This window comes from Bacillus fungorum, from assembly GCF_002746455.1.
Taxonomy (GTDB): domain Bacteria; phylum Bacillota; class Bacilli; order Bacillales; family Bacillaceae_G; genus Bacillus_A; species Bacillus_A fungorum.
Genome location: NZ_NWUW01000003.1, coordinates 153483 through 173326 on the forward strand (window position 1 = coordinate 153483; position 19844 = coordinate 173326).

The following is a 19844-nucleotide window of genomic DNA, read 5'->3' on the forward strand; positions in this document are numbered from 1 at the left end:
ATATATTATTATGAGTGGGTTACATTTCATATGTTAGCTTGATAGCAATGCGACGGGACCCTTATATAAAAAAATCAATAAATTTCTTTAAATAATCATTTGCATTTTTTTCTGAATAAATATATAATACTGTCTAATTAGTCAAATTCGATTTAAATTCTATGAAGAGAAAGAGTAAGTTATTGTTTCTGTTCCAAAGAGAGCTGGTGTTTTGCTGAAAATCAGTGTTCAGATAATAACCGAAGATCATCTCTGAGAAGTAAAGCCGAATGTTTAGTAAGCTTTATCGGTTTCCTCCGTTAGAAGGGACAACGTATGATTGTACGTTTGTAAAGGGTAATAAAATGTTATTTAAACATTTTATTAAACAAGAGTGGTACCGCGAGTTTCAATCTCGTCTCTTACTGAGACGGGATTTTTTGTTTTTTTTAAGGGAATATTTTCACAATAAAAATTTAAGAAGAGCAGGTGAAGGCGTAATGAAGACGCTACTATTTGTAACAGATTTATATTACGAAGCAAAAGGAAGAAATTATTATGAAGAGGATTTATTCCTAACTTCTAAGCTTAGAGAAGCATTTAATTTGGTCATCTGTCATCCTGAGGATATTGAAGCATTTGAAGATAATGCTAATTTGATTGTTTTCCGAAATGCAGGTCCAGTTGCAAATTTTAAAGACAAATATGAAGCTTTTCGTAAACGAATTATTTCTAAACATTTAAAAACATATAATTCGTTTAATGGGAAGGGTGATATGAATGGAAAAGAATATTTAATTGAACTTACAAATGCTCATTTTCCTGTTATTCCGACGATTGATACTCTTGATTCCCTAATTAAACTCCCTAGTGTAGATAGATATATTGTAAAGCCAAAAAATGGAGCAGACTCTATCGGAATGGAATTTATTACAAAAGATGAATTGAGTGAAAAAGTTAATTCAGAGTCAAAAGATACATTGATACAACCATTTATCAATTTTGAATATGAAGTCTCATTTTATTTTATTGACAAAGAATTTCAGTATGCTCTTTATGCACCAAATAAAGATAAAAGATGGGAATTGAAAGAGTATGTACCTACGGAAGAAGATGTAACTTTTGCTAAACGTTTCATCGACTGGAATAATCTTGACTGGGGGATTCAACGAGTTGATGCTTGCCGTAGCGAACAAGGGGGGCTTTTATTAGTCGAGTTAGAAGATTTAAACCCTTATCTTTCCTTGTTAGAATTACCTGAAGAAACACGTCAGAACTTTATAGAAGCAATGAAAGAATCACTACAAAAAGCTCTTCAAATTTAAATTGCCACTGTTCTTATAGAATCATACCAGCTAATATAAGCATTTTAGTTATTCCATTAAAGGGCGCTTAAAAGAAGTAATTAAAGCCTAATTTCTCACTTATAACACCGAGAAATTAGGCTTTTTATATTTGAATTTCCTTAACTTTGTAAATCCGTATTTTTCTGACGCGCCCCCCTATAAGTAAGTGCAATTGAAGTCTCACCATATGCGCCAAATTGCCATCAAGCTAACCGAGGAACTTACTAGATATGGAACGATCCTTAAAAAGTTTATCAAGTTAGGATATTCGAAAAATCATTTATATAGACAAGTATATTGTAGTAATATTTAACAAAAGGGAGTAGCAGTAGATGAGTGTTGACATTATTTCTAAAGAAGAAATCACAAATTTATTAAACGACTGGTATCAAGCTATGATTTCACAACGTGTATCACAATCTCAGAAAATAAAAGAAGATATTGCAAATAAAATCAATAATATTAAGGAAGACCAAACAATATTAGTCTACTACGCTTTATTAAATGCACGGTATAACCTGCTAATTCGTGATATGGATAGTTCAAAAGATATTTTGGACAAAATCGAACCTTTACCAGATTCTGCTGAAACATTTTTAGCTTACTATCATCATTTATTTAAAGCAATTTACGCTATTAATACAGCAAAACATAGTGAAGCAAGAATTCAATTTGAAGAAGCTGAAAAGTTTCTAAGGTACATGCATGATGAAATTGAAAAAGCCGAATTTAATTATTGGCTTGCAGTTCATTACTATCACATTTTGAAACCAATCTTAGCAGTTCAATTTGCTACGAAGGCGAATGAATTATTTTCAATTAGTCCAGGGTATGAATTAAAAACTGCTGCATGTTTAAATACTTTAGGGATGGCACACATTCGACTAAATGAATTCGAAAGTGCAGAGGAATATTTACTTTCTGCACTGGGTACCTTCCAAAAATCTAATGATGAAAGTCTTATTAAACGAGTAAAGCATAATTTAGGGCTTTTATATGCAAGGCAAAATATGTCAGAGTTAGCGATTAAGCATTTAGAGGATTCATTAGAAAATAACGCTAAAACTATGTTTCTTTTAGCAAGAGAACATTTTAAGTTAGGTTACAATCAGATCGCTAACGAATATATTGAGAATGGCTATAAGATTAGTGACTTATGTTATCGTCATCATTTTCAAATTTTAAGAGCAGTACATAACCATGCACCACAAGAAGAATTAGAAAATGTGGTCATGGAAGGTATTTTGTATTTTGAAAAAGAAGTATTATATGATTGGGTAAAAGAATATGCTTCTCTTTTAGGTGAAAAGTTCTATGGTTCAGAAAATCACGAAAAAGCTAGCAAGTATTTACACATCGCTTTAGATGCAGACAAAAAGAGCATAGAAAGAAGGGCGCTAAAATGAAAAAAGCAATCTTATTAATGATGATGTTATCCGCTGTTTTTACTTTTGGTTTTACTAATGTAAAAGATGTAGCAAAAAACGAATCAATTCAAGTGTTTATGGATCATGGAGAGCATATTTAATTACTTGAAAAAGAGGACGCTGTGAGCGTCCTCTTTTATTTCACTATCATACATTATGACCATATTAATTTAGAAATAACTTTCCGATAGTTTTTCTTTCTATCAATAACTGATTTGTTAAGTACCAAGTTTAAAGAAGGCTATTTATATAATGAAAGAAGTGGCCCGTTATATGCTAAAGCTATAGGTGGTAAATTGAAAGCTGGAGCAATTATCGGAGGCAGTGCCTCATATAACACTGTTAAAGTAGGTATTGAAGGTTCAGTAAATATTGATGGAAGAGGTTTAAAAGGAGAAGCAAGTTTAAGTATGGCAAACGCAGAACTTTCTGCTAAGATAGATAAAAATGGATTTGAAATTGGAGCAGAGGCTTCTTTAGCAAAATATGAGGGGGGATAGATATACCTATACCATTTACAGATCATGATTTACATATTGGTGGTTCAGCCTCACTTGGACAAGCGGGTGGTACTCTTAAGGTAAGTTCAAGTGGATTTAAAGTGAATTTCCCTTGGGGACCTGGAGCTAGTCCTGTGGGTACAGGTGTTGAAGTAGAGATAAAGTAAAAAGGAGTATCTGATAGTTATCCTAGGTAGTCTTTTGGAAAATATGTTTTTTATGGTTTAACATGGACTGCCAATGTGCTTTAAAAAGCGTAGCTTAAACAGGAGAGGATATTTGCAAACAAAAAGCACCAACTTTAGGGTGCTTTTGCTACTTATAGATACCATATTCATCATGTCTCTAATTTCTAAAACATCACGCAATTTAATATTAGGATAATTTAATTAGATTTATCGATGCCGCAAGTTTTCTACCATCACAAGTATCTATAACTTCATTTAATACATTTCTCAGTTGGACAGTAGCATTGGCTGGGATGAATACAATAGCTCCACCAGAAACAGTGGCACAAACATTGCGATCGGCTTCATAATCAGAAACCCCAAATCGCGTTTGATTGTTGGGAACTTCTACCCCGTTTATGAATAGTCCTAAATCCCTGTCACCGCCAGGAGTATTGGGATTATAATTCACGCTTACATAATAATCAATATAGTATGACCCAGCTTGAGTAACGTGGATAGTCAAGCCATCAGAGTCAAGATTTACTCCGCCAGATGTCTGCCCTGTAGCATTCCAAGGCATAGGCTGGTTCCTAACCAATGTAACAAAGTTAGTTTGATAAAAATTTCCGAAAGCTGGTGAAAATACACTAGGCGCTCCCTCGATAACAACCTTCTGTACACATGTCTTGCATTCTTTATAACAACTACAGTTATAACTTCTATGTCCACACTTTTTACAACGTTCAGACAAAAAAACATCTCCCATCTTATCAATTAGCTATTAATAAGATATTAATTTTTTTACTAATATGAAATGGATACTTGTCCAAGGAGGTTTAATTCATTTATAAAATTTCTCATTATATAAAAATTACATAACAGTAGATGATATAAATCCATTAAATGAGACGATTACTTGTGCAGATGCTTTTCATAATTAAAGAAGATTTAAGTTTGGTAATATAATTGAAGTGAATTAGAGGGGAAAATAGAAGTAATGATCTCTTCCTAACTTAATTATATCATGTAAATCACGTTCAAAATAGACTATTCATTCTCATTTACTACTGCTACAATCAAGAACACATGCATAGTAAGGAGAGATGTTATATGAGTTCTTTCGTTCTCGATTTTCAAGAAATAGAAAAAACGCAGCTTCCACTTGTCGGTGGAAAAGGAATGAATTTAGGGAAGTTATCTAACATTCAAGGTATACAAGTGCCAGAAGGATTTTGTGTTACAACGGTAGGGTATGAAAAAGCTATCGAGCAAAATGAAGAGCTTCAACCTTTGTTGCAACAGCTAACAAAGTTGAAACGTGAAGACCGAGCTCAAATTGGTGAAATCAGTAAGAAGATTAGAGAAATCATTATGGCAGTAGAAATCCCTTCTGATGTAGTGGAAGCGGTAGCTCATTATCTCTCACGTTTTGGAAATGAACATGCGTATGCCGTGCGTTCGAGTGCTACGGCTGAAGATTTACCGTATGCCTCGTTTGCTGGTCAACAAGATACGTATTTAAATATTATTGGAAAAGAAAACATTTTGCAGCATATTAAAAAATGCTGGGCTTCTTTATTTACAGATCGAGCGGTTATATACCGAATGCAAAATGATTTCGAACATAATCAAGTTTCTATATGTGTTGTCGTTCAAAAAATGGTTTTCCCTGAGGCTTCGGGAATTTTATTTACTGCTGATCCAATTACTTCTAACCGAAGGGTGTTATCAATCGATGCCAGTTTTGGACTTGGTGAAGCGTTAGTATCAGGACTGGTCTCTGCCGATAATTATAAAGTAAAAGAAGGTGAAATCGTTGATAAGGTGATTTCAACTAAAAAAGTAGCTAGCTATGCTTTAAAAGAGGGCGGAACAGAGACGAAACAGATGGATCGGGCTCAGCAAAACATTCAAACATTGTCGGAACAACAAATTTTAAAACTAGCACAGATTGGAAGGCTTATTGAAGCTTATTTTGGCTGTCCGCAAGATATTGAATGGTGTTTAGTCGATAACACATTTTATATTGTCCAAAGTCGTCCAATTACAACTTTATATCCAATTCCTGAAGAAAATGATGGGGAAAATCATGTATATATATCGGTTGGCCATCAACAAATGATGACAGATGCGATGAAACCACTAGGGTTATCTTTTTTCCTGTTAACGACTAGTGCTCCTATGCGTAAAGCGGGAGGAAGATTGTTTGTGGATGCTACACAAAAATTAGCTTCACCTGCTAGCAGAAATTACTTAATAAACACGTTAGGAAAATCGGATCCGCTCATACGAGATGCATTAAAGACTGTAGTCGAACGAGATGATTTTATTGAATTGTTACCGGGTGATGAAAAAGAAAAGAGTGCTAGTAAAAGTGTGCCGCCTGCAAGTTCGCAACCAGAAATCGAAAACACCCCAGCAATCGTTACGGAGTTAATAAAGAATAGTCAAGTATCAATCGAAGAGTTAAAACGAAACATGCAAATGAAATCAGGGGTGGATGTACTTGATTTTATTTTGGAAGATATTCAGCAATTAAAGAAAGTATTATTTAACCCGCAAAGTATCGCTGTCATTATGAAAGGAATGAATGCTTCAACGTGGATCAATGAAAAAATGGAGCAATGGCTAGGCGAAAAGAATGCAGCAGACACACTTTCTCAATCGGTACAAAATAATATTACTTCTGAAATGGGTTTAGCATTAATGGATGTAGCGGATGTGATTCGGCCGTACCCAGAAGTTATTGCGTATTTACAACATGTAGAAAACGATAGTTTTTTAGATGAATTAGTTCAGTTTAAAGGCGGAGAAAAAGCTCGAGATACCATTCTAACTTTTCTAAATAAATATGGAATGAGATGTAGCGGCGAAATCGACATTACGAAAACGCGCTGGAGTGAAAAGCCAACTACAATTATCCCGATGATTTTAAATAATATAAGAGACTTTGAATATGGTGCGAGTAAACGGAAATTTGAAGAAGGACTGCAAGAAGCTTTGAAAAAAGAAGAAGAATTATTAGATCGATTGCAGCAATTGCCGGATAGTAAACAAAGAGTAGAAGAAACGAAGCGAATGATTCGTAACATCCGTAATTGTATTGGTTATCGTGAATATCCAAAATACGGCATGATTCATCGTTATTTTATATATAAGCAGGCATTACTGAAAGAAGCAGAGCAACTTGTGCAGAGCGGTGTCATTCATGAAGTTGATGATATATACTATTTAACTTTTGGAGAGCTTCAAGAAGTTGTTCGCACGAATAAACTAGATTACGAGCTTATTTATAAACAAAAAAATGATTACAAATTATATGAAAAACTAACGCCTCCGCGTGTAATGACGTCTGATGGAGAAATCATTACAGGAAAGTATAAACGAAAAAATCTCCCGGCTGAAGCAATCATAGGTTTGCCTGTTTCTTCAGGAGTAATTGAGGGAAGAGCTCGCGTTATTTTAAATATGGAAGATGCGAATTTAGAAGAGGGAGATATATTAGTCACTGCTTTTACTGATCCTGGCTGGACACCGTTGTTTGTGTCTATAAAAGGATTAGTCACTGAAGTTGGCGGACTCATGACACACGGAGCAGTGATCGCACGTGAATATGGATTAGCCGCAGTTGTTGGGGTAGAGAATGCTACGAAATTAATAAAAGACGGACAACGAATTCGGGTACATGGAACAGAAGGGTATATTGAAGTGTTGTAATGAAATAAAAGATCATTCGCTATAAATAGTGGATGATCTTTTTACTCTGCAACAACTCACTTCTTTAAAACAGCTGCATAAAAAGGTCCATGAACTGCGATTGTTGATAAAATACGAGCAATTTCCTCTGGTGTTTCTTTTTGCCCGTTATTTAACCATTGCTGAATAACACCAATATGAGCAGATGCCATATAAGAAGCTAAGTATTGACTTGGGACAAGTAAATTTTCCTTATTAATGAGAGCACCATTCGTATCTTCAAATAGTGTTTTCCACATAAAGTCTTTTAGTTTTGTTTGGAAAGATAAATCTCCTTTTGGGCTAAGTACAGCTCTCATAAAATCACTATTTTCATTTAGAAATTCAAGGATAGAAGTGATAAGTAGAAACGGCATTGTTGGAGAAGGATTTGATCCAAGATCCGCAATCACTTCTGGGAATCTCTTTTTGGCAATGCTAGAAAACTCATATATAATGTCTTCTTGGCATTTTGTCATTAAATCAAATTTATCTTGATAGTGCGCATAGAAAGTACCACGATTAATGTTTGCTTTCATTGTAATATCTTTCACTGTAATAGCATCAAAACCTTTTTCTTCAATCTTTAGTTTCTTCTTAATGATATCGGCGGTACTTTCATTAGTTGGACTAAAGGGAATCGGTGTATTCGCTCTTTTACTATTCTTTGGGGCACCGTTATTATCGTTAGCACCTGAAATGTTGTCGCCATTTTACCAAGACTGGGTGTATGCATGGTTGCCGATGCGATTCATGATTGAAGGACTTAGAGAAATATTCTTCTTTGGAAAATGAAGTAATTCCATACAAAACCATTTAATAACAACGTGTAGTTGTTTAGAACTAATATGGTAATGAGATCGATCCAAAAATGATTAATGTGCCTAAGTGTTTCGAATGAAATATGTTCTAGTAAATACATCCTTATATAAAATGTGAATATCTATTTTCGGGTAATAGTTTTCATAGGTTGAAAGATTAAGTAATCTAACAGAAACAGTAGGTCTCTTTTATGTGTGTGCTCGTTAAGATAGATTAAGTACTGTACATTTCATTTTAGAATAGCAATGAATTTAGCAGAAGAAGTTAACATTGTACAGGATTCAGCTAGTGCCAAATGTTTATAAACAATATATATAATGAGAAATGTATATTTTTTTATTCTTGGAATAAGTAATATACTACTTAAAGTTATACTTAGGTGAGAAGAGTTATTATTACTGAATTAATTACGATGAATTAACTTGTTGAAATTTATTGAACTTAGAAGAGCTAAAGACAGAAAGAATTACTGATCTGTTCAAGGATATATTCAAAATAAAGAATTGCTGTATTCCATGATAAAGCAATATGAAATTAACAGTGGCATTAACTTTTCTACAGTACCATATGCAACCGCAGTATTGAAAATTCATAATTTTTTCATTCTACAAATATATTAGGAACAATAATATTATTAGCAGTTGCCCTTGCAAATTAAACTGAAAAATTTATTCGAATTTCTACTAATGAATTGTATGGTTCATTGAGAGAAGTGGGATTTTCCATAGAAGATACCGCATTGAATTCTAATAGTCTAGACTCCCATAGTAAAGCAAGTGAGGACTTAAATTCATTAGTACTGTAAAACGTAGGATTTACAGTAAATATTCTACGTTTCTCTAACAATTGCAGTATTATTAATGTTTAGAAAATTAATTCTTCTTGTGATTAAAAATGCTTTAGAAAATAAATCTTAACCTAGATACGGTACAGGAAGAAATATTCGGGATTTGCATTATGTGTACGATTCAGTGTACAGCGGTTGATTTAGTACTGTATAAAAGAAAAAAAGGAAAAATATACAACACTGGAGGGAATAATGAAAAGCGCTAGAGAGATTTTCTTTATTTATATAACATAGATGTCAATACGAACTCTATTTATACAAATGGATTTGGTGCCAGGGCGTCGTGTCCTATTTATTCGATTCTAGATTATTGTGCATTACGGATTAAATGAGCTTAATTCAATATATCAATTTCATATATTTAAAAAATTGTTCCTTTTAATAAACAAAAAGAAGCTGTTCGCATAATTTAAAACAGAGTGTTTAAAAGCATAAAAGGTGTGTATTAATAATTCCAAATTTATAGGAGGCTGTTAGATGGATAATAAATTAGTAACTTTTATATCTTGTGTTAACAATTTTGAGGAATATAATACAGCCTTACGTTATATCCATAAGTTGAAGGTTCCAGATGGTTATAAATTTGAAACCATAGCTATTGAAGAAGCTACTAGTATTACTTCTGGATATAATGAAGCGATGAAAAAAAGTAATGCGAAATATAAAGTTTATCTTCATCAAGATGCTTATATTCTAAACGAGAATTTTATATCCGATGTGATTACGTTATTTGAGAAATATCCTAAATTAGGAATGTTAGGAATAGCGGGCTCAAAAACACTGCCGAATGGATCTTTGTTTCATAGTTCATATATATACGGTATGATGTATCATACTCCTGTAGTAAAAGGGAAAATAGAATTAGGAAAGGCGAGAGATGTAAAAGGGGATTATGAACAAGTGATGGCTATTGACGGGGTAATAATGGTCACACAGTATGATCTTTTATGGAGAGAGGATTTGTTTCAAGGGTGGCATTTTTATGATATTTCTCAAAGTTTAGAATTTATAGAAGCTGGGTACAAAGTAGGAGTTCCTAAACAAGATACTCCTTGGTGTCTTCATGATACAGGTGTTATTGATTGGACTGGATATGAAGAAAATAGAACAATTTTAGTTGAAAATTATAGACGCTATATCATTTGAAAATAATGAGTCTCAGTTTTGTTTAAAAGATTAAATGAAATCTATGTATAGTATTGATTTGTTAGTATATTCTGCAGGGAATTTTCTACAGGATAGAATAAAAAGTTAGGAGATATTATGTAAAGTTAAATTCCTTCTGATTTTATGTAATGATTATCCTAAGTAGAGGCAATTATAAATAAGTGTCGTGAATATAAGATTATTATGTGGTTCTTATACGAATTGAATCTAAGGAAGCAATACTTTTTATCAATTAGAAATTTATATTACAAAAAACGAATTGTTTGAACTTGCGTATAAAACAATTCGTTTTTTGTAATGAGTGATATGTTTCTATTTCATGTTTGTTCAATGATAATAATATATGTTTAATTGACAAGAGGGTTGTCCAAAAAGTATAGCTTTTGGAGGGGGGGGTTTCATAAATATTCTAAAGCGGACAAATATTTCTTTCAGAAAATATTTTTATTTTGTAGTTAGATACTAATTTTTGTATTAGTTGTCTTCTAAAACTAGTTTTTTATATAAAAATATAAGATATTCAAATGGAGATCATAAGCTGTAGAACTAGCGCATCCTTTATAAATTCGATATGAGAGTTAAAAGTAATTATTTAATTATTTTTGAATATATTGGAGGAACTGAGAAGTTTAAATTAAGATTGTGGATAATCAGAGGACTATATAAAAGTGTTAAGAACTTGAACATTCACAAAAAAAGGAGAGGTTTTTTATGTTGATAGAGCAGGAGAGAGAGATGTATCTTGAACTTTTAAAAAAGGTAATTTTATTTGAAATTTGGCAAGAGCATGAACAAGATCTTGTTTCAGATTTACAGAAACACCCTATAAAAAATAGAGTTGTTGATCCCACTAAACATAAAATGGGAGAAATATGGCCGAAAATGGCTCATAGTATGATTGGTCGTATGCGTATGAATAATTTACAGATGTGTATGGAGTCTGTATTGAAACAAAATATAGAAGGAGACTTTATTGAAACGGGTGTATGGCGTGGAGGGTCTTGTATATTTATGCAAGGTTTTTTAAAGGTTCATGGGATTGATAATCGTAAAGTATGGGTAGCAGACTCATTCCAAGGTCTCCCACAACCAGATGAGGAAAAATATCCACAAGATAAAGGTGATAAGCTATATACACTTGATTATTTACGTGTATCTTTAGAAGAAGTTCAAAATAATTTTCGGAAATATGATCTGCTTGATGAAAATGTCCAATTTCTCAAAGGATGGTTTAAAGATACATTACCTGTGGCCCCAATTGAAAAATTAGCGATTTTACGACTTGATGGTGATCTGTATGAATCTACAATGGATAGTTTAACAAATTTATATGATAAAGTATCAGATGGCGGATTTATTATTATTGATGATTATGTATTACCTACATGTGAGCTAGCTATTACAGATTTTCGTAGAGAGCGGAATATTCAGGAGCCACTTATTCCAATTGATAACATGGCAGTGTATTGGCAAAAAAACAGGTGAATCATGAGTGGTTTAATACTGGTTTACATTAAATGATATTTAGTTAAAATCACTTATAGAATCTTAAAAATTAAAAAGTGATACAAAAGATTTAAGTATTAAAGATGAGAAAAAATATTTTATTAATAGATTTTGGATCTTATGAATCATTTTTGATAAAGGAGAGGTTACTATGCAGACAGAACGAGGTATAGAGATGTATCTTGAGCTTTTAAAAAAGACAATTTTATTTGAAATTGGGCAGGAATATGAAGAGGATATTATGGGGAGTGTTTTTAAGGGAGTACCTCTTATGGGTAAATTAATTGATAGCTCAACAAAAGTAGATCCTGAAAGACATAAAATGGGAGAAATATGGCCGAAAATGGCTCACAGTATGATTGGTCGTATGCGTATGAATAATTTACAGATGTGTATGGAGTCTGTATTGAAACAAAATATAGAAGGAGACTTTATTGAAACGGGTGTATGGCGTGGAGGGTCTTGTATATTTATGCGAGGTTTTCTAAAGGTTTATGGAGTTAATAATCGAAAAGTATGGGTAGCGGATTCATTCCAAGGTCTCCCACAACCAGATGAGGAAAAATATCCACAAGATAAAGGTGATAAGCTATATACACTTGATTATTTACGCGTATCCTTACAAGAAGTTCAAAATAATTTTCGGAAATATGGTTTACTTGATGAAAATGTCCAATTTCTCAAAGGATGGTTTAAAGATACATTACCTGTGGCCCCAATTGAAAAATTAGCGATTTTACGACTTGATGGTGATCTGTATGAATCTACAATGGATAGTTTAACAAATTTATATGATAAGGTATCAGATGGCGGTTTTATTATTATTGATGATTATGTATTACCTACATGTAAGCCAGCTATTACAGATTTTCGTAGAGAGCGGAATATTCAGGAGCCACTTATTCCAATTGATAACATGGCAGTGTATTGGCAAAAACAAAAAAATAGTGCATTTAAGTAACTAATAAATATTAGTGTAAAATTAATTTTATATATTTGGGATGATTTTAAAAATAGACGCATTTTTCAGTCTTTAATATACTTTCTCGAGAAGAAGTATAAGAACAGAATTTCTATGGAAAGAATGTATTATGTGATTTGTAATATTATAGATAAATAGTTTCGTATTGATGGTATATTTCTTAGTTATTTAACAAGACTTTGTAATTTTATTAAATTTATTGTAAAAATAAGGAACTCTCCTTAATAAAAAGAGGTTAATTGTCTAATTTAAAGGGGGGGAATTATGAATATGAAAAGTGAAACTAGAGGAGGGCAATACTATTTAAGTAACGGGAGAGAGCAAAATGAAAAAAAAAATAAGTTTTATATCATGCGTTAATAACTTTGAAGAGTACAACACTGCATTAAATTTTATTCATGCGCTACATATTCCTGAGAATTGTGAGATTGAAATTATAACTATTAAACAAGCTAATAGTCTTACGTCTGGATATAATCAGGCGATGAAAAAGAGCAATGCTAAATATAAAGTATATCTTCATCAGGATACCTATATTTTAAATAAAAATTTTATATATGAAATAATCAGATTATTTGAGATGAATCCTAAATTAGGGATGCTTGGAGTGATAGGTGCAAAGACGATACCAAATGGTGTATGGTGGGCAAGCTTATGTTCATATGGAACTGTATATCACACGCTTACAGGTAAAAATAATATAGATTTAATGGCACATCGGAATGTAACAAATGATTATGAGTCAGTACTAGCGGTTGATGGATTAATAATGGTGACACAATATGATCTTGAATGGAGGGAAGATTTGTTTCAAGGCTGGCACTTTTATGACATCTCTCAGTGTTTGGAATTTGTAAAGGCTGGATATGAGGTGGGGGTTCCTAGGCAAAGAAAGCCTTGGTGCTTACACGATACGGGTATTACAAATGTTACAGGATATGAAGAAGATAGAAAAATATTTGTTGAAAATTATAGAAACTATATCACTTAAGAATAATAATATAGAGTTTATTTCAAATGAGTAAAAGGGTTAGTTGGTGTTATATATAATAATAGATTTTGGGTATTTTGTGGTGAAATCGTATTTACCAATATTATCATTATTCTAACTTTAGAAGTGAAATGTATTTAGAGGTACAAATTTTTAGTATGTGAAAGGGATTTGAGCCTGTTACGAAACTATAAATACATTATCATTTATAGATAACTTATGTGTATTTTTATAGATAGAGATTTTGTGACAAGCTCTATTTATTTTTTTATAACATTCAATATTATTTGGATAATATATAAAAGGCATATTTGATTGCAGCATAATACTAGAGTAGCAAGATTACCAATTGTTATCTTTTTCATACCCAGTTTCAATTAATAAATTGCCGATAGCATCCTTAAAATGTTCCTTTACTACTTCATCAAAAAAGTTTGCCCATTGACCAATTTCACCTTTGTGAAATGTTGGGCATGTATCTGGATTGATACCCTTCATTCCTAAATTTGTCATTTCACTAATAGATAAAGGAAGATCATCATATAAAAATTCGATAAGCTTATAAATCGTATCATATCTTGTATCTATAGAAACAAGGGATTCATATGATATACAATAGAAGTTAGAATCATTTTTGAATTCAATCCATTGGTAGGTTGGATTAAATAATTCAATGAATCTAGGGTATTCATTGTTGTTCCCTGATAGAACCATTAAAATTGCTTCTTGTATAGAGGTACAACTCTTCAATATTCCAGATATTGGTTGGTCATTAAATCTAATACAATGATTTATATATGAAATAATAACATCTCTAGGATCTCGGTATAGATACACATGTTTTACTTTTAAAGAATCAAGTAATTCCTTGCAATGGGATGAATACCAATGATGTCCTAGTAGCGCGTCATATTTTTTTAAACTTAACAATTCTTTTTTAAAATTATTAAGTTGCTCTAGATTAGTTTGTTTGCAGCTTGTTTCAAAATAATAAAATTTCTTTAAATTCATTAGGGGTACAGCTTCTAAAATTTGCATTAATAAATGTGTTCCACTTTTAGGAACAGTTGATACCAAAAAACCATTGCATACAGACATTTGCATATCAGATGAACCTACCTTTCTTCTTTTCTTAATATATTTATCATAAGGAGTTTTTGTTTATCCATTTATTCATGTGTTTAAAATTGTATAGGATTTCGATTCTTCTCACTTGACGAATAACACGAATAAAGCAAAATAGATAACATTTGCAGTGCAACGAGCCTTCAAAAAATGTGTCAGAATCCATTTTATACTAAATTGTCCTTCCCATGGAAAGTTAGATTCTTTTTACATGAGCCTTAGAGGAAAGAGAAAAATGTTCAAAGAGTTAGGATGGAAAACGATGGTAAGATTTCAAGCAAGGAACCTTGTTTATCACGCTCGTGAATATGTGCAAAAAATCACCCTAGAAATGGTAGTTGGTCTGCAACCACATCCATTTATTGGAGAGATGAAAAAGATGATTTTCCTATAGATATGCATATGGAAAGTTGTCAAATACTTCTTCAAAATTATTATAATATTGAACGAGTTTGCGTAGTAATTTATCTTGCCGCTATGTTTTATGTCGGATCTCTTGAAGCTGATTTACATGCCTTTGTGCGTAAAAATTATGGATCGTAATCATGTAGGAGTAAGTAAATATTACGGTACGTATGATGCTCAAAAAAACTGTAGTAAATATGATTCAGAAGCAATTGTGATATGGATTTTATTGTGAAAAACGCATGGACATGTTTGTATAAAAACATGTTCACATTCTAATATTGCTCATATTATTTTGAGTGATACGCCTTAATAATAATCAATCGCTGCCCCCTGAATTTACTATATTAGAAGAAAAAAATGTATTGATCAAAGGAATAAATAATTAAAGAATAATTTCGGGAATACTAGTTTGTAAAAATTTAAAAACTTATTAATTTAGTAATTAAATCTTATTTTCTCATTTTATATTAGATTTGAATGAGGTATATTTTATTCTCAAATCAATTATATTTGTACTCCTTCGTATTTAGTGTATGAGCATATCGTAAAAATGATTGAGTAATTTTATGGAAAATATTTTAAAGATAAAAATTATTTTAATATGCCTACACAAATATTAGAAGAATTTAAAGCGAAAGGAATTACATTAATAGCAGATCAAGCTTCAAGTTTAGTAACACCTATTACAAAGAAAGTGACAAATATGAATGAAATCGGCAAAAATAGTGCGAACGGTCATTCACCAATTTCATTATTCCAGCCGTTATGGATCGCAAGTTTAGCGAGTGCAACGATTATCTTTATGGCGATTCGTAAAATGCCAGGTAGGTACACGAAAAGAAAACTTTGTATTGAAAGTAAAACAAATAGTAACAGGAGCTGTTGCGGCACTTGTAATTGGATTTGGTCTTACATGGATTGCAGATGGCATGGTAGGATTAAACATTTCGAATTTCACGGATACAGCGTTGTTCTTATCCATTACACCTTTTAGTTTCTTCTTAATGATATCTGCGGTGCTTTCATTAGTTGGACTAAAAGAAATCGGACTATTTGCTTTATTACTGTTCTTCGGAGCACCATTATTATCGTTAGCACCTGAGATGTTGTCTCCATTTTATCAAGACTGGGTTTACTCATGGTTACCAATGAAATTTATGATCGAAGGACTCAGAGAAATCTTCCTCTTCGGAAAAGGTTTAAGCTGGAATACACCAGTTACTGTACTCGTTTGGATTGGTGTAGTAAGTATGATTACTATACTAGCAACTGCTTTAAAACGTAGTGCAGCAAAGGGACATAAAACAGAATTGAATGCTTAAAAAAAATCGCTTCACTGGTAGTGAAACGGTTTTTGTGCTGAAATCGATAAGGAAATAAAGCAGTGATAGACAGGCATTTTCAATGTTTTAAAGGTGATTGAAGAATTAATATTTGTGATTCCTTTTTGTATACATGCTCTTACTATTTCGAAATGCATAAAATGTTATGCGAAATAATGGAGGGGATAAGATGTATAATTCGAATTATTATGATTCGTACAGGCAAAATGATAAGCTAATTCGTGATATTGAGAAAGCAATTAACGGAGAGTTTAGTGCTATAAATTGCTATGCGAAATTAGCCAACATGGCTCCGAATGTGGCGGAACGAAATCAAATTCTTGAAATTCGCAATGATGAAATCAAGCATTTTCACCATTTTGTACAAATCTATACAAATTTAACTGGTCAGCAACCTAAACCACAAATTACAGAAGAATGTCCGAATACGTACTTACAAGGATTAGAATTCGCTATACAAGATGAACAGAAGACAGTGGATTTTTATTTGGAAATTTCAGATGAAACATCAGATGCGAACATGAAAGAGTTGTTGCGCAGAATAGCAGCCGATGAACAAAATCATGCGGTGTGGTTTTTATATTATTTTGTGAAGTCGAAGTAAATACCTAGGGGATTAAGACCGTTTCACAAGTAGTGGAACGGTTTTTTTATGGTGTAATACAAGCCGAATAATAGATATCTTTAAAGTATAGTAGTTTGTTTTGGTATATAATGTATAAAAAATCAATAAAGGAAGAAGTAAACATGAAAAAGGGGGAACAGTTTCCTGAATGGGCGCTTTGGAAGGCGTTAATTACATATGATGCGAATAAGGATAGTAATGAAAAAAAGCAGAAGAATCGTATTGTGTTATTCAAGTGATTGTGGATGATTATGAGAGGTAATAGAAAAAGCCTATTTCAAAATAGGCTTTTTCACATGATTAAATATTAGAAATCAAAAGAAGGAATCTAACATAATTATACAGAAAATTTAGATAATGAGAGGTGTCGAATTTTGAGTGAAATTGAATTAAAAAGGAATGTAATTAAGACAGGGAGTGAGAAGAGCATCATTCTTCGGTTTATACTCGCTAGTCTCGTTGGGGTGTTTATGTTTTTCGTACCGGTTACAATAAACGGTGCTTCGTCCATTATGATTGATCATATCGTATCATGGATCAGGACTTCTGTTCCGGGCGTAGTACCTTATTACGCACTACTTGTTATGGTAATAGGTGCGATTTATCCGTTTTATACGAAAAAATGGAATGCATCTATCGTAGACATTTGCTTTTCTATTTTAAAAGTAGTTGGCGTCGTTTTTGGTGTATTATATTGTTTGAAAGTAGGACCAGCTTGGTTCTTTGCACAAGATGTAGGACCGTTTTTGTATGAAAAGCTAGTAATATCGGTAAGTTTACTCGTCCCAATTGGCTCGGCTTTTTTAGCGTTATTAGTCGGATATGGATTGCTAGAATTTATCGGTACGTTTTGCCGTCCGATTATGAGACCATTATGGAAAACACCGGGAAGGTCAGCAATTGATGCGGTTGCTTCTTTCGTTGGAAGTTATTCGCTTGCGCTTCTCATTACTAACCGAGTTTATAAAGAGGGAAAATATACGACAAAAGAAGCAGCCATTATTGCTACAGGCTTTTCTACAGTATCCGCAACATTTATGATTATCATCGCAAAAACATTAGACATTATGCATTTATGGAATGTTTATTTTTGGACTACTCTCGTTGTAACATTCATCGTAACTGCTATCACCGTAAGAATCCCGCCCCTTAGTATAAAACCAGATACATATGTAACAAAAGAAGGGTTCCCAGAGCCCGTTTATAAGGAGAAAATGCTAGAACGCGCTTGGGAAGATGCGCTAGAAGTATCGAAATCTGCACCGAGTATTATAAAAAATATTGCAGTGAACTTAAAAGACGGTTTTATCATGACGATGGGAATTTTACCATCTATTATGTCAGTAGGATTAATTGGTATCGTCTTAGCGAAATTCACACCAATATTTGATTGGATCAGCTATATTTTTTATCCTTTTACATGGGCTTTACAATTACCAGAAGCAGATCTAGCTGCTAAAGCGGCATCCGTCGGTATTGCGGAAATGTTCTTACCATCATTATTAGTAGTTAGTGCACCACTTGTGACAAAGTTTGTCATTGCGGTTGTTTCGGTATCATCTATATTGTTTTTCTCAGCATCTATTCCTTGTATTTTATCGACAGATATACCGTTAAAAGTATCAGAACTTATTATTCTGTACGTGCAGAGAACGATATTAACGTTACTTATTATTACGCCAATTGCTTATTTGTTGCTTTAAAAAGGGGAAAGTGCAAAAGCATAAAAAGGTAGAATTGAAAATTAATTTTTGTGATGAAAATATTAGTAGTATACAGGTGTTATATAAATGTGTTAATTGTTACTTTAAAGTTGTAGCGCTGTCAGGATAAGAAAGGCAAATACTCTAAAACTTAAAAAAGGACATCTTCAGGTGAAAATGTCCTTTTTTAAGTTTTATTTATTTTTTCGTATGTGAAGTAATATTTCTTAGGAAGATTCCTAATCCTGCAAAAAAGAATCCTAAGCATAATAAGCTGGCTGGCGTTCCCCAAGTAATTTGATCTAGCATTTTTATCCCCTCCCGTTTATTATTATATAGTATTTATTGGGAATTATTAAAATTTTCTTTTTATAGGTGCGATATTAATGATTATCGATGAGTCTTCCCATCCTAGATGTGAAGAGTATATTCGAAAAGTGATTCTTTTAATTATATCTCGTTATTCTTATAAATCGTTTTTGTTTCGTATGTTATAGTAACAACAAAGGGGGCTTACAAATGGAAATCATTTACGAAAGAGTAAAGTTACGATTAATGGATAGTGATGATGTCGAAACTTTGTTTTCGATTGTAGAAGGAAATCGGGATATTTGGGCGTATTTAATCTCTAAAATGGATAGTGTTCAAGATATGCAGCAATATGTTCAAAAAGCGATACAGGGTTACGGAAAGGGTACGCAAATACCTTTCGTTGTAGTGGATCAACAGACGAATATGATTGTAGGAAGTACACGCTTATATAATATTTCAGTAGAAGATAAAACAGTCGAGTTAGGACAAACGTGGTATCATCCAAGTGTCCAGCGTACGAGTATAAATACAGAGTGTAAGTATATGCTTCTTCAGTATGCTTTTGAAAAACTGCATATGCTCAGGGTGCAAATTAAGACGGATGCAAGAAATGAAAAAGCACAACGAGCAATTGAAAGATTAGGTGCAGTAAAAGAGGGCGTGCTTAGAAATGAAAGAAAATTGCCAAACGGTCATGTGAGAGATGCAGTTGTGTACAGTATTATCTCGAGTGAATGGTCAGGCGTAAAAGAACAATTGTTAGAAAAATTAGAGTTGTATAAAGAAAAGCTATAATTCGTGTTTTGAAAGGTATATTGTTCGTGATGCAGAAAAATATACCTTTTTTCTTACAAAA

At 32.6% G+C, this 19844-nt stretch carries 14 protein-coding genes, 6 pseudogenes and 1 other annotated feature; of the genes and pseudogenes, 17 read left to right on the plus strand and 3 right to left on the minus strand.

Annotated elements, in window-relative coordinates; genetic code table 11:
- Positions 1 to 152: 152 nt before the first annotated feature.
- Positions 153 to 405: a binding site (T-box leader), on the plus strand.
- 74 nt (positions 406 to 479) lie between these two features.
- The 4 genes and pseudogenes from CO726_RS05400 to CO726_RS05415 all read left to right on the plus strand — a co-directional run bounded on the left by CO726_RS05400 (position 480) and on the right by CO726_RS05415 (position 3419).
- On the plus strand, positions 480 to 1304 hold the full coding sequence (locus CO726_RS05400; protein WP_099683731.1) for an ATP-grasp domain-containing protein: 825 nt from the start codon (positions 480 to 482) through the stop codon (positions 1302 to 1304).
- A 353-nt stretch (positions 1305 to 1657) separates the two neighbouring features.
- Positions 1658 to 2731, plus strand: a complete 1074-nt coding sequence (locus CO726_RS05405; RefSeq protein WP_099683565.1) for a Rap family tetratricopeptide repeat protein — start codon at positions 1658 to 1660, stop codon at positions 2729 to 2731.
- Positions 2728 to 2853, plus strand: a complete 126-nt coding sequence (locus CO726_RS05410) for an aspartate phosphatase (RefSeq protein ID WP_099683566.1) — start codon at positions 2728 to 2730, stop codon at positions 2851 to 2853. The genes CO726_RS05405 and CO726_RS05410 overlap by 4 nt, the downstream gene beginning before the upstream one ends.
- Before the next feature lie 309 nt (positions 2854 to 3162).
- Positions 3163 to 3419 (plus strand): annotated as a pseudogene (locus CO726_RS05415) (hypothetical protein).
- A gap of 208 nt (positions 3420 to 3627) precedes the next feature.
- Here the strand turns inward: CO726_RS05415 and CO726_RS05420 are convergent.
- Positions 3628 to 4173 carry a hypothetical protein gene (locus tag CO726_RS05420; protein ID WP_099683567.1) on the minus strand — a complete coding sequence of 182 codons (546 nt, stop codon included), beginning with the start codon at positions 4171 to 4173 and terminating at the stop codon, positions 3628 to 3630.
- A gap of 109 nt (positions 4174 to 4282) precedes the next feature.
- Between CO726_RS05420 and CO726_RS32355 the strand changes: the two are divergent.
- Positions 4283 to 4363: pseudogene (locus CO726_RS32355) on the plus strand (YolD-like family protein); the annotation flags it as partial.
- A gap of 169 nt (positions 4364 to 4532) precedes the next feature.
- A complete protein-coding gene (gene ppsA / locus CO726_RS05425) occupies positions 4533 to 7139 on the plus strand; it encodes a phosphoenolpyruvate synthase (protein ID WP_099683568.1) in 2607 nt (868 codons plus the stop codon).
- Positions 7140 to 7195: 56 nt separating this feature from the next.
- On the opposite strand, the gene CO726_RS05430 is transcribed toward ppsA, so the two are convergent.
- Positions 7196 to 7798 (minus strand): TetR/AcrR family transcriptional regulator, encoded by a 603-nt coding sequence (locus CO726_RS05430; RefSeq protein WP_281259829.1) that lies wholly within the window; start codon positions 7796 to 7798, stop codon positions 7196 to 7198.
- On the opposite strand from CO726_RS05430, the pseudogene CO726_RS05435 reads away from it, so the two are divergent.
- From CO726_RS05435 to CO726_RS05455, 5 genes and pseudogenes are all read left to right on the plus strand, one after another.
- Positions 7740 to 7949: pseudogene (locus tag CO726_RS05435) on the plus strand (YhgE/Pip domain-containing protein); the annotation flags it as partial. The gene CO726_RS05430 and the pseudogene CO726_RS05435 sit on opposite strands and share 59 nt — an antisense overlap.
- 1354 nt (positions 7950 to 9303) lie before the next feature.
- On the plus strand, positions 9304 to 9972 hold the full coding sequence (locus CO726_RS05440) for a glycosyltransferase family protein (RefSeq protein ID WP_099683569.1): 669 nt from the start codon (positions 9304 to 9306) through the stop codon (positions 9970 to 9972).
- 732 nt (positions 9973 to 10704) lie between these two features.
- Positions 10705 to 11478: a TylF/MycF family methyltransferase gene (locus CO726_RS05445; RefSeq protein ID WP_099683570.1), complete on the plus strand. Its 774-nt coding sequence runs from the start codon at positions 10705 to 10707 to the stop codon at positions 11476 to 11478.
- A gap of 172 nt (positions 11479 to 11650) precedes the next feature.
- Complete coding sequence (locus CO726_RS05450; protein ID WP_099683571.1) at positions 11651 to 12460, plus strand: TylF/MycF family methyltransferase; 810 nt, start codon at positions 11651 to 11653, stop codon at positions 12458 to 12460.
- Between the two features lie 346 nt (positions 12461 to 12806).
- On the plus strand, positions 12807 to 13472 hold the full coding sequence (locus CO726_RS05455; RefSeq protein ID WP_245916567.1) for a glycosyltransferase family protein: 666 nt from the start codon (positions 12807 to 12809) through the stop codon (positions 13470 to 13472).
- A 342-nt stretch (positions 13473 to 13814) separates the two neighbouring features.
- Here the strand turns inward: CO726_RS05455 and CO726_RS05460 are convergent, their stop codons facing one another.
- Entirely contained in the window at positions 13815 to 14576 is a 762-nt protein-coding gene (locus CO726_RS05460) for a sulfotransferase domain-containing protein (protein ID WP_099683572.1), read from the minus strand.
- A gap of 283 nt (positions 14577 to 14859) precedes the next feature.
- Between CO726_RS05460 and CO726_RS33120 the strand changes: the two are divergent.
- The 6 genes and pseudogenes from CO726_RS33120 to CO726_RS05490 all read left to right on the plus strand — a co-directional run bounded on the left by CO726_RS33120 (position 14860) and on the right by CO726_RS05490 (position 19783).
- Positions 14860 to 15140, plus strand: a pseudogene (locus CO726_RS33120) (hypothetical protein).
- Between the two features lie 463 nt (positions 15141 to 15603).
- Positions 15604 to 16327: pseudogene (locus CO726_RS05470) on the plus strand (ABC-2 transporter permease); the annotation flags it as partial.
- 190 nt (positions 16328 to 16517) lie between these two features.
- Positions 16518 to 16952 carry a ferritin-like domain-containing protein gene (locus CO726_RS05475; protein WP_099683573.1) on the plus strand — a complete coding sequence of 145 codons (435 nt, stop codon included), beginning with the start codon at positions 16518 to 16520 and terminating at the stop codon, positions 16950 to 16952.
- 170 nt (positions 16953 to 17122) lie between these two features.
- Positions 17123 to 17235 (plus strand): annotated as a pseudogene (locus CO726_RS05480) (aminoglycoside phosphotransferase family protein); the annotation flags it as partial.
- 112 nt (positions 17236 to 17347) lie between these two features.
- The gene (locus tag CO726_RS05485) at positions 17348 to 18676 is read left to right on the plus strand and encodes a YjiH family protein (RefSeq protein ID WP_099683574.1); all 1329 of its coding nucleotides are present in this window, start codon (positions 17348 to 17350) and stop codon (positions 18674 to 18676) included.
- Positions 18677 to 19195: 519 nt separating this feature from the next.
- Positions 19196 to 19783, plus strand: coding sequence for a GNAT family N-acetyltransferase (locus CO726_RS05490; RefSeq protein WP_099683575.1), 588 nt, complete (start codon positions 19196 to 19198; stop codon positions 19781 to 19783).
- The last annotated feature ends 61 nt before the right edge of the window (positions 19784 to 19844 follow it).